Genomic DNA, 11,083 nt, shown 5'->3' with positions numbered 1-11,083 from the left:
GTTTTTTTATAGGAGGAAAAGATGAGCAAAGTTTTATTGTTTTTAGCAGAAGGTTTTGAGGAAATAGAAGCACTTACTGTGGTTGATGTTCTTAGAAGAGCAGAAATAGTATGTGATACATGTTCTTTAAATGAAGAAAATGTAATAGGAGCACATGGCATAAAGGTTTTTGCAGATAAAACAATTGAAAACATAAATGCAAAGAATTATGATGCTGTTGTTATTCCGGGAGGCATGCCAGGGGCAGAAAATTTAAAAAACAGTGATAAGGTAGTAAGAATAGTAAAGGATTTTAATGATGAAGGAAAAGTTGTTTCGGCTATTTGCGCAGGTCCAATTGTTTTAGGAAAAGCAAAAGTAACAGACGATAAAAAAGTTACTTCATATCCTGGATATGAAAATGAACTTGGAAAGTGCAATTACTTGGAAGATATTGCTGTAATGGATGATAACATTATAACAAGCAGAGGACCTGCTACAGCAATTTATTTTGCCTTAAAGCTTGTAGAAAAACTTAAGGGAATAGAAACTGTAGAAAAGCTTAAGGAAGGTATGCTAGTAAATTTTCTTGAAAGTAAAATAAAAGCGTAATTATAGATAAAACCGCTTTGCTTGTGAAAAGTGTGCTTCTTAAGAGAAGAAACATAGTAGTAACTACTATACCTTATATAATACAAGAATAATAAAGCCTTCAAGTGAATGTAGTTAATAATCCTACATTCAACTGAGTTTATACTAATTTTTTTAAGACATGGAGAGATATATAAATGAAAGAAAATATACTTATCAATGGAGTTAAAGTTATATATGAACAGAGGATAGGAGAAATAACCTCTTTTTGCATTGGATTTAAAGCAGGGGCGTCAGAAGAAAAATTACAAGATAAATATGGAATTGCACATGCTGTAGAACACTGTATATTTAAGGGAACGAAGAATAGAACTGAAAAAGAAATAAATGATTTATGTGATGAAATTTTTGGTTTTAATAATGCTATGACAAACTTTCCTTATGTCGTATATTATGGAACTACGCTTTCTAAGGATTTTGAAGCGGGATTTGAATTGTATAGTGATATAATAATCAATCCAAGTTTTCCAGAGGAAGGGTTTGAAGAGGAAAAAAATATAATTTGTGAGGAACTTAATGAATGGAAAGATGATAAAGAACAGTTTTGTGAAGATGAACTTTTAAAAAATGCGTTCAACAATATAAGGATAAAAGAATGTATTATAGGAAATCATAGAAATATAAAAAAATTCACCTTAGATGATATAAAAGAATTTTACAATAAGTATTATATACCATCAAATTGTGTCATAAGTGTAGTTTCGTCATTATCAGAAGAAACTGTAATGGAGATAATAGAAAGATACATGCTTGCTTTTAAGAAAACTGGAAAGGTAAATCATGATTATAAATATGAAAATAATAAAAGCGGATTATTTTATAGTAAAAGAGAGATAGAAGGAGCGAGAATTCAGTATATATTTCCAATTCATAGTTTAACTAATAAGGAAATAAAGGCTTTAAGGATATTTAATAACATTTTTGGTGAAGGGACTAGCAGCTTTATCTACGATGAAATAAGAACAAAGTATGGACTTGCATACGAAATATATAGTAAAATAAAAAATGAAGGCGGAATAAAGCTATATACTATAAATATGGGTACTTCAAAGGAAAATATAGCTAAAAGCATTGAAATAATTGACAATACTATAAATGAAGCAAAGCAGCTTAGTGGATATTTTACAAATTTAAAAATAAAATCTTTGGAGAAAAGCATAAAACTTAAAAGGGCACTGGAACTTGAAAGATCTATTCAACTTGCTGCACAGTTATGTACTCACTATATTATGTATGGCACTTCAATAGATGTTTATTATGATTTAGATTTTAATATAAATGAGAACTTTATTCTAAAGACAGTAAATAAAGTTTTGCAAAATCCTTCTATTCAGGTTGTAGAGCCATAGCAAAGGAGATAAGATGAATAATATATTAGATATAATAAAAAAAGCTGAGTATACTCATGAACTTACTAAAGAAGAAATAATCACTCTTTTAAAAGATGACAAAAATAGGGATGAACTTTATGCGGCAGCAGATAGAGTTAGGAAAAAATATCTTGGCGATGAAGTGCACCTTAGAGGTCTTATTGAATTTTCTAATATATGCAAAAGAAATTGCATGTACTGCGGTCTTAGACGTGATAATAAAAAATTAAAGAGGTATAGGCTGAAGGAAGATGAATTAATAGAGCTTGCTAAAAAGGCAAAAGCATATGGATATCAAACAGTAGTTTTACAATCAGGAGAAGATGACTATTATACTGTAGATAAATTAAAACACATTGTTAAAGAGATAAAAAAATTTGATCTTGCAATAACTTTGAGTTTAGGCGAAAAAACCTATGAGGAATATAAGGCATATAAAGAAGTAGGTGCGGATAGATATCTTATAAGAATAGAAACTACTGATAAAAAGCTTTATGAAGAGTTAGATCCTGGTATGAGCCATGAGAATAGAAAGGAATGTTTGTATAATCTTAGAAAATTAGGATATGAAGTTGGCTCCGGCTGCTTAGTTGGTCTCCCAAATCAAACAATAGAATCTTTGGCAGATGATATTTTGTTCTTTAAGGAAATAGATGCGGATATGCTTGGTGTTGGGCCATTTATCCCAAATGAAGATACTCCTCTTGGAAAAGCCCAAAAGGGTGATTTTCACTTAAGTGTAAAAGTCATGGCTATAATGCGTCTTCTAATGGTTGATATAAACATACCGGCGACAACTGCCATGGAATCATTAGAGCCAGATGGAAGATCAAAAGCTTTAATGGCTGGCGCAAATGTAGTTATGCCTAATGTAACTGAAGGTGAATATAGAAAGCTGTATGCGCTTTATCCAGGTAAAATTTGTGTAAATGATACTCCAGGACACTGCAGAAAGTGCATTACACTTAAAATAAATAAGATTGGTAGATATGTATCTAACACTAAAGGTTTTAGAAAAGGAAAGACTCAAGAAGTAGTTTAGCTGCTGTATATTTTTTTTAGAAGTAAAGCATCTTTTTCAAGCATAGGGCTTTCGCATATAATGCAGCCTTTAGCGTTGAATTTTATAAGAGATTTTATGCATTCTTTATATGGAAAATCACTTTCTAAAAATGGAAGGTGATTTTTTTCTCCTTTTTCACCATAATTTATACCTGCCATATGTATGTGTAAATCATAAAGAGCATCTTCTCCGAGTTCTTCTCCAACAAAATTTAAAATCCTATCAAAATCATCCTGTGATTTTAAACTTCCGTTTTCTCTAGCATGAATATGAGAAAAGTCAATACATAGTTTGCAGTTTGAAACAGCTTTACACAATTCTATATTTTCTTTTAGGGAACCAAATTGAGTACCTTTTCCTGTGGTTTCTAGTCTATAATCTACATTTATAGAAGGAAGCTTTAAAAGATTATCTCTAATTGTATTGAAAGTTTCTTCTTTCGAATCCTTTAAATAAAAGCCAGGATGGAATACAAGGCTTCTACCAGAAAGACTTTTTAAAGCTTCTGCTCCCTTTATTATCCTCTCTAAGGAGGCTTCTTGTTTTTCTAAATCATCTGCATTTAAATTGATGTAATATGAACCATGGGCAGAAAGATAAAAATTATTTTTAATTTTAGAGTCCATTATGCCATCTTTATTTTTGGAGGTTACATTTACATTTCTTACGAAGGGGAGTTCCATTGCATCGAGACCAATACTGCTTAAATAATCTATACCGGTTTTATATGTAAATTTAGTATTTCCATCTCCTATTGGAAGACCAGAAATTCCAAACAAAAGTTTATCCATTATAACATCTCCTAATGTAGATTTGGGCAAAGCCAAATAAATTACTTTTGTAATAAAATGGGTTACAAAGATTCAAGGCTAAAATTCCGTAGGCACAGAGGAATTTTTTCCTTGAATTACTTCGCATTTTTTTATTTAAGTACCCTAAGAGCTTCTGCTACTTTTCTTGCAAAATTTAAAGGATTTTCAACTGATTGAAAATGAACATATAATATTCTAGGATTATCATATATCCAGTGATTGTGAACTCCTGAAATATCAATTCCATTTCTTTTAAGAGCAGTTAGAAATCTATTAAGTTCATCCTGAAGAACAACTATTTCACCTAGGTTTAAAGCCCTACCGACTGCATTCATACCTTGAAATGAAAATTCTCCTTTAAGGACTGTTTTAACTGGTATTCCGGATATAGTAACATTTAAATTACCTCTGTCCTTTTCTACTGCACAAGAGCCGGGCTTAGATTCAGTTACTTTGCCTTTAAGGATGCTTGCAAATTGCTCGCATAATGTTGAGTTAGGATCTGCATTTGTTTCTACTGTAGAATCCTCTTCCTCACTTGCCTCAGTATCTTCTCTTACAAAATTTTTCATATATGGACAGTAACCGCAGTTATTTGATATATACATTATTAACCTCCTAAAAGTATAACCACTTATAATTTATGAGAGGCAATAAAATAATGTGACTATTTTAGCTTTGTTCCATTTTCATTTTGAATTATTAATCCTTTTTTCATAAGTCCACCTAAGGCATTTTTAAAGTAATTTTTGCTTTCGTGAAAAGTTCTTTTTATATCTTCAGGAGAGCTTTTATCGTTATATGGCATAGAACCCCCATGAGCCTTTAAATATTCATATATTTTGTCTTCCAATTCTAATCTTTCGTTTTTTGGAGATTTTCTAGGAGTCAAGGAGAGCCTTCCATCTTCAAATAATTTTTTTACTCTAAGATTAAGCTTTTCACCAGGGTATAATCTATTAAAGTACTCGTTTTTTAAAATAACACCATCATACTTGTTTTCTATGGCTACCATGGCACTTCCATTGGTTTGAAAACCATAGACAATACCAGTAACTTCTTTGTTAACCATAGTATCATCAGCAGGTTCAAGGTAATTGCCAATGTTCGTTGTTCCAGCAAGCCTTCCGGTTTTATCCACATAAACATAAAAAAGATAAGACTTATTTGGTTCTAATATATAGCCTTGTTCTTTTATTGGGACAAATAAATCTCGTTCAAGACCAATATCAAGAAAAGCACCTATCTTTGTGTTTGATATTACTTTTAGATAGGCAATGTCAGATACTTTTGCATAAGGTTTTCTTAAAGTAGCTATAGGTCTATCCTTTGAATCCCTATAAATAAATACATTTAGAGTATCACCTATATTTACTTCTTTGTCTTTAACATCTTTTATTGGTAAAAGTATATCATCACTTGTATTTCCAGTTTTAGCATCTAAAAAAAGACCAAAATCACTTTTTCTTGCAACTTTAAGCTCATTATATTCACCTATTTTTATCAATTTATAATCCTCCCTGTAGTTAAATATGCATAATTTTCATGCCATATAATTTTACCATACTTTTATTATATTGTGTAAGAAATCCATGGAAGCAAAATTCTATTTTAATATGACTTTATCCATTTATTATTATTATTATTTAACTACAAATAATTCGTTGAATTTTCAACTTTATCATTAAAATGTTATAGTTAAACTGAATTAACAATTGGAGGTGTACATTCTATCTGCACCAGGAAATGGCTTTAACGCTCTTGGAAGAATCCCTTGGACATAGGCAATTAAAACACCATAATTAACTATAGGTACATTTTGAGCTTTTGCTTCAGTTATTCTATACATCATTGCTTTTTTATTAAGCATGCACCCAGCACAATGTACAATAAGAGCATAGTCTTTTATGTTTTCAGGGAAGGAAAAGCCGCTTGAAAAATCAAATTCAAGTTTTTTACCTGTTTTTTGTCTGAGCCATCTTGGAATCTTAACCTTACCTATATCATCAGATTGACGGTGATGAGTGCAAGCCTCTGAAACGAGAATTTTATCTCCATCCTTTAAATTTTCAATTGCTTTTGCGCCTCTTACAAGCTCAGTTAAATCACCTTTATGCCTTGCCATTAAAATGGAGAAAGATGTCATTAAAATGTCTTTTGGGGTATCAGCAGAAACTTTTAAAAATACCTGCGAATCTGTTATAACCATTTTTGGTTTTTTTGATAGCCCAGCTAAAGTTTCCCTAAGTTCAAATTCTTTTGTTACAATTGCCATTGCATCACTTTCTAGAATATCTCTTATGGTTTGCTGTTGTGGAAGTATGAGCCTTCCCTTTGGAGCTGCCTTGTCTATAGGGGTTACAAGTATTACGAAATCTCCGGGAGAAATTAAATCTCCAACAATCTTAAATTTGTCTTCATTTTCTGGTACTGATTTTATTATGGAGCTCTTAAGTTCTTTTATACCTTCACCTGTAAAAGAAGAAACAGGAACAAAAGAAATGCCAGCTTCTTTTTCATATGAAGAAATATTAAGTTTGGTTTTATCTATTTTGTCTATTTTATTTAAAATACCAATTATTGGAATATTTTTTGCTTTTATTTTTGATATTATATTCTTGTCATAATCTGTAAGTCCATTTAAGGCGTCTACTACAAGTAAAGCAACATCGGTTTTATTTAAAACCTGTAAAGTTTTTTCGCGTCTAAGTTCACCAAGACTACTTTCGTCATCAAGACCAGCAGTGTCTATTAACATTACAGGACCAATAGGCAAAAGTTCCATTGCTTTGTATACAGGATCTGTAGTTGTTCCTTTAACGTCAGATACCAAAGCTATATTTTGAGAAGTTATTGCGTTTATTATACTTGATTTACCAGCATTAGTTTTTCCAAATAAAGCTATATGTAATCTATCACCCTTTGGGGTAGAATTAAGTTCATTCATGTTATCACCTCTGATTAATTTTTATTTTCCTGGTATTCCAGGCTTTGTTATTTGATATGGATTTAATATTTCTTCCATGACTTCTTTTGATAAAATATTTTCTGAAATAAGAATTTCTTTTATAGTTTTGTTTTCTTTTACTGATTTTTGAGCAATTTCAGAAGCCTTTTTGTACCCAATATGGTGTACTAAAGCTGTAACTATAGAGGTCGATTTTTCTAAATTTTTTTTGCACTTTTCTTCATTAATATTAATGGATTTAATGCACTTATCGTCAAATATTTTAACTGCATTTGTAAGTAGCTCCAGTGATTCAAGAAGACTTTCACAAATAAGTGGAGAAAATGCATTAAGTTGAAGCTGACCTTGAGAAGCTGCTAAAGTTATAGCTGTATCGTTTGCTATCACTTTCATGGAAACCTGAGCTACCATTTCACATATAACTGGATTTACCTTTCCAGGCATAATTGAGGAGCCAGCTTGAACTTCTTGAAGTTTATATTCTCCAAATCCGCCATTAGGACCACTGCCAAGCAATCTTAGATCATTTGAAATTTTCATTAAATTTACAGCAGCAGATTTTAAAAGGCCAGAAACTTCGACAAATACATCCATATTTTGAGTTATATCCATCATATAATCGCTTCTTGAAAGGCCAAGTCCGGTTAGGTCTTGAAGAATGTCAGTTACAGTAAATATATATTCTTCTGAAGCATTAAGGCCTGTTCCCATAGCGGTTCCACCAAGATTTATTTCTCTTAATCTCTCTTCAACCTTATATATTCTCCATCTATCTCTTGAAATAGCCTTTGCATAAGTCCCAAATTGCTGACCTACCATCATTGGAAGGGCATCCATAAGTTCTGTTCTTCCAAGAGCTATTATATCAGCAAATTCATTCTCTTTAAATTGAAGAGATTCTTGAAGATCTGAAAGAGCATCTGCTAGTGGCCTTAAAAGTTTTATTGATGCAATTCTAAGTGCAGTAGGATAAACATCATTTGTAGATTGAGACATGTTTACATCTTCTATGGGTTTTATAATAGAATAGTCTCCCTTTTTTTCGCCTAGTAATTCTATAGCTCTATTTGCAATTACCTCATTTACATTCATGTTTGTAGAGGTTCCCGCGCCACCTTGAAGAAAATTTGTTATAAACTCATTTTTAAGCTTGCCACAAAGTATTTCATCGCAAGCTTTTATTATAGCATCAGCCTTTTCACTAGAAAGTTCATTTGTTTTTTTATGGGCTATTGCAGCTGCTTTTTTTACAGTTACAATAGAATAAATTAAATTTATATTAACTTTTCTATCACTTACCTTAAAATTTAATTCAGCACGTTTGGCATTTATACCGTAATATGCATTTTGGGGAATTTGTTCTTCTCCAAGTAAATCCTTTTCTAATCTAAAATTCAAATCAAATCCTCCTTGAAGTATTTTATAAATTTCAGTTTCATTTTAACAAAGTTTAATGGTATTAACAACTAACAAATATATTGACACGAATATTAATATGATATAAAGTTGATTTGAATGTTAATATTAGGAAGAAAACTTGATTTTTACAATGTGGTAATTCTAATATTTTGTGCTAAGTAACAATTAAAAAGTAGGTGAAAAAATTGTTATCTATTATTATTCCTGTATACAACGAAAAGAAAAACATAAGGGAATTAGTTATAAGAATGGAAAATGCACTTAAGAGTAAGAATTATGAAATTATATTTGTAGATGATAGTAATGATGAAACTACAGATGTAATAATGAATTTAACGAAACAAGACGATAAGGTTAAATTAATACATAGAGAAGAAAAAAGAGGACTATCTTCAGCAGTAATTGAGGGATTTAAGGAAGCAAAGGGTGATGTGTTTTCAGTAATGGATGGAGATTTACAGCATCCACCAGAAATAGTACCATTTATGCTAGATAAAATTAATGAGGGTGCAGATATAGTAATTCCGAGTAGATTTATTCAAGGTGGAAGCGATGGAGGACTAAATTTATTTAGAAAATTTGTCTCTTGGACAGCAAGGTATATGGGAAAGGTGTTATTTAAAAAGCTTAGGCAGATTTCTGATCCTACAAGCGGGATTTTTATGTTAAAAAAGTCCGTTATAGCTAATAAAAATCTAAGTGATATAGGTTGGAAGATATTAATTGAAGTACTTGTTATGGGTGAATATAATAATTTAGTTGAAATTCCATACGCATTTGATACGAGAAATTCCGGTGAATCAAAGATGAGTGCTGTAGTACAAGCACAATATTTAAAACATTTATTTAGTTTACTTTTACGGACTAAATTCAGTAAGTGATCTTGCTAATGAATTAGGTAAAAAGATGGGTATTAAAATAAAATTTGTTTCAAATGCATGGGACGGAATTTTTCTTGCACTTAATTCTAAAAAATTTGATGTTATAATGTCAACTGTAAGTATTACAAATGAAAGAAAGAAAACAATGCTTTTCTTGATCTCAAAAATGAAAGAATTTCAGCAATAGTTACAGATCCAATGGTAGGAGACTACTACAGTGCTAAGGAAATTTGTAATATATAGTTGAGCTGGTTCCACTATAAAATATAAAAGTGTGATAAAATTAGTTATAAGTTCGGTGGAAAGATGGAGGAAAGTTAATGAAATTTAAAATTGGTGATATTTATTTTGGGTTTAAACTTGAGAATGAAGTGAAAATAGATGAGATAAAATCCATTGGTAGAGTATTTACACATATAAAAAGTGGGGCTAAACTTGTGAGCCTCGAGAATGATGATGATAATAAAACATTTTCAATAACCTTTAAAACCCTTCCTCAAAATAGCAAAGGAATACCGCATATATTGGAGCATTCAGTATTGTGTGGTTCTAGAAAGTTTCCTGTTAAGGAACCATTTGTAGAAATACTAAAAGGATCTTTGAATACGTATTTAAATGCAGCAACTTACCCAGATAAAACTATGTTTCCTGTTGCAAGCAGAAATTATAAAGATTTTAGAAATTTAATGAATGTGTATCTTGATGCTGTTTTTTATCCAGCCATATATGAAAAGCCTGAAATATTTATGCAAGAGGGCTGGCATTATGATATAGATAATATTAATGGAGAAATTGATTACAAGGGTATAGTGTACAATGAAATGAAAGGAGCGTATTCTTCCCCGGTAGCCATTCTTCTAAGGACTGTAGATGAAACACTTTTTAAAGATAATATATATAGGTTTGATTCTGGTGGAAAACCAGAAGAAATAGTTAAGCTTTCAAGCAATGAATTTATAAAATTTCACGAAGAATACTATCATCCGTCCAATAGTATAATATATCTTTATGGAGATATTAAGCTTGATGAGGAACTTAAATTTATAAATGATGAGTACTTAGATAAATTTGAAAAGAAAGCAATTAAAAATGACATTGTACTGCAAAAGGCTTTTGAAGAAATGACTGAAAAAGAAGTTGAATATTCTATATCAAACAGTGAAAGCGAAGATGATAAAACTTTTTTTAGCTTAAGCTTCTGCACCGGAAGCATTTTAGATGAAGAGCTGTATTTTGCTTTTGATATTCTTGAAAGTATACTTTTAGGACTTTCTTCTTCGCCGCTTAAAAGAGCTCTTGTTGAAGCAAATATAGGGAAAGATGTTTTTGGAGTTTTTGATAATTCTATTTTGCAGCCAACCTTTAGCATCATTTTAAAGGATTCCAATTTGAAAGACAAAAATAAATTTAAGGACATTGTTTTCAGTGTGCTAGAGGAATTATGTAAAAATGGTATAGATAGAAAAGTAATTGAAGCTGTAATAAATGCAAGAGAATTTGAAATAAAGGAGGCTGATTATGAAAGCTATCCAAGGGGACTTGAATATAATGAAAAAATATTAGATAGAATGCTTTATGGAGGAGAACCTTTTGAAAACCTTAGGTATGAGAAAAAACTAAAAAAGATGAAGAATGCTATGAATAGCAACTACTTTGAAAAAATTATAAAAAAGTATTTTCTTAATAACAAGCATAGCGCACTTATAACTGTGAAGCCTAAGAAAAACCTTGAATATGAAACAAATAAAGCCGTTTTAAAAGATCTTAAAATTTTTAGAGATAATCTTAATAAAGAACAACTAGAAGAAATATTTGAACAAAACAGAAAGCTTAAATTGAGATATGAAACTCAGGATAAAAAAGAGGATTTAGATAAAATACCAATGCTTTCAATTAAAGATATTAATCCGAAGGCAGATTACTTTGAGAGTGAAAAATAA

General features: G+C 30.7%; 11 protein-coding genes. 6 read left to right on the top strand and 5 right to left on the bottom strand.

Annotated features, from left to right (window positions below):
- The first annotated feature begins 21 nt into the window (after positions 1 to 21).
- From AGR56_RS06450 to hydE, 3 genes are all read left to right on the top strand, one after another.
- Positions 22 to 591 (top strand): DJ-1 family glyoxalase III, encoded by a 570-nt coding sequence (locus AGR56_RS06450; RefSeq protein WP_053241575.1) that lies wholly within the window; start codon positions 22 to 24, stop codon positions 589 to 591.
- A 176-nt stretch (positions 592 to 767) separates the two neighbouring features.
- A complete protein-coding gene (locus AGR56_RS06445; protein ID WP_053241574.1) occupies positions 768 to 1,979 on the top strand; it encodes a pitrilysin family protein in 1,212 nt (403 codons plus the stop codon).
- A 13-nt stretch (positions 1,980 to 1,992) separates the two neighbouring features.
- The gene (gene hydE, locus AGR56_RS06440) at positions 1,993 to 3,042 is read left to right on the top strand and encodes a [FeFe] hydrogenase H-cluster radical SAM maturase HydE (RefSeq protein WP_053241573.1); all 1,050 of its coding nucleotides are present in this window, start codon (positions 1,993 to 1,995) and stop codon (positions 3,040 to 3,042) included.
- Here the strand turns inward: hydE and AGR56_RS06435 are convergent.
- The 5 genes from AGR56_RS06435 to AGR56_RS06415 form a co-directional block, all read right to left on the bottom strand.
- Positions 3,039 to 3,854, bottom strand: a complete 816-nt coding sequence (locus tag AGR56_RS06435) for a TIM barrel protein (RefSeq protein ID WP_053241572.1) — start codon at positions 3,852 to 3,854, stop codon at positions 3,039 to 3,041. The two genes, hydE and AGR56_RS06435, sit on opposite strands and share 4 nt — an antisense overlap.
- A 131-nt stretch (positions 3,855 to 3,985) precedes the next feature.
- Complete coding sequence (locus tag AGR56_RS06430) at positions 3,986 to 4,483, bottom strand: DUF1259 domain-containing protein (protein WP_053241571.1); 498 nt, start codon at positions 4,481 to 4,483, stop codon at positions 3,986 to 3,988.
- A 59-nt stretch (positions 4,484 to 4,542) separates the two neighbouring features.
- On the bottom strand, positions 4,543 to 5,382 hold the full coding sequence (locus tag AGR56_RS06425) for a S1-like domain-containing RNA-binding protein (protein WP_053241570.1): 840 nt from the start codon (positions 5,380 to 5,382) through the stop codon (positions 4,543 to 4,545).
- 201 nt (positions 5,383 to 5,583) lie between these two features.
- Complete coding sequence (gene hydF, locus AGR56_RS06420) at positions 5,584 to 6,822, bottom strand: [FeFe] hydrogenase H-cluster maturation GTPase HydF (RefSeq protein ID WP_053241569.1); 1,239 nt, start codon at positions 6,820 to 6,822, stop codon at positions 5,584 to 5,586.
- 21 nt (positions 6,823 to 6,843) lie between these two features.
- A complete protein-coding gene (locus AGR56_RS06415) occupies positions 6,844 to 8,241 on the bottom strand; it encodes an aspartate ammonia-lyase (protein ID WP_084756897.1) in 1,398 nt (465 codons plus the stop codon).
- Between the two features lie 206 nt (positions 8,242 to 8,447).
- Here AGR56_RS06415 and AGR56_RS06410 point away from each other — a divergent pair, with 206 nt between their 5' ends.
- The 3 genes from AGR56_RS06410 (at position 8,448) to AGR56_RS23325 (ending at position 11,083) form a co-directional block, all read left to right on the top strand.
- Positions 8,448 to 9,143, top strand: a complete 696-nt coding sequence (locus AGR56_RS06410) for a polyprenol monophosphomannose synthase (protein WP_053241567.1) — start codon at positions 8,448 to 8,450, stop codon at positions 9,141 to 9,143.
- 25 nt (positions 9,144 to 9,168) lie between these two features.
- The gene (locus AGR56_RS19400) at positions 9,169 to 9,330 is read left to right on the top strand and encodes a transporter substrate-binding domain-containing protein (RefSeq protein WP_084756896.1); all 162 of its coding nucleotides are present in this window, start codon (positions 9,169 to 9,171) and stop codon (positions 9,328 to 9,330) included.
- Between the two features lie 133 nt (positions 9,331 to 9,463).
- Positions 9,464 to 11,083, top strand: coding sequence for an insulinase family protein (locus AGR56_RS23325; RefSeq protein ID WP_347460421.1), 1,620 nt, complete (start codon positions 9,464 to 9,466; stop codon positions 11,081 to 11,083).

Source organism: Clostridium sp. DMHC 10, from assembly GCF_001270375.1.
In the GTDB taxonomy this organism is placed as follows: domain Bacteria; phylum Bacillota; class Clostridia; order Clostridiales; family Clostridiaceae; genus Clostridium_S; species Clostridium_S guangxiense.
Note: the sequence above shows the minus strand (reverse complement) of the source record. Positions and strands in the feature narration are given on the sequence as shown.

Excerpts from the sequence above, each read along its gene's own strand:
- AGR56_RS06450 (WP_053241575.1), top strand. The coding sequence starts at position 22 with ATGAGCAAAGTTTTATTGTTTTTAGCAGAAGGTTTTGAGGAAATAGAA.
- AGR56_RS06445 (WP_053241574.1), top strand. The coding sequence starts at position 768 with ATGAAAGAAAATATACTTATCAATGGAGTTAAAGTTATATATGAACAG.
- hydE (WP_053241573.1), top strand. The coding sequence starts at position 1,993 with ATGAATAATATATTAGATATAATAAAAAAAGCTGAGTATACTCATGAA.
- AGR56_RS06435 (WP_053241572.1), bottom strand. The coding sequence starts at position 3,854 with ATGGATAAACTTTTGTTTGGAATTTCTGGTCTTCCAATAGGAGATGGA.
- AGR56_RS06430 (WP_053241571.1), bottom strand. The coding sequence starts at position 4,483 with ATGTATATATCAAATAACTGCGGTTACTGTCCATATATGAAAAATTTT.
- hydF (WP_053241569.1), bottom strand. The coding sequence starts at position 6,822 with ATGAATGAACTTAATTCTACCCCAAAGGGTGATAGATTACATATAGCT.
- AGR56_RS19400 (WP_084756896.1), top strand. The coding sequence starts at position 9,169 with ATGGGTATTAAAATAAAATTTGTTTCAAATGCATGGGACGGAATTTTT.
- AGR56_RS23325 (WP_347460421.1), top strand. The coding sequence starts at position 9,464 with ATGAAATTTAAAATTGGTGATATTTATTTTGGGTTTAAACTTGAGAAT.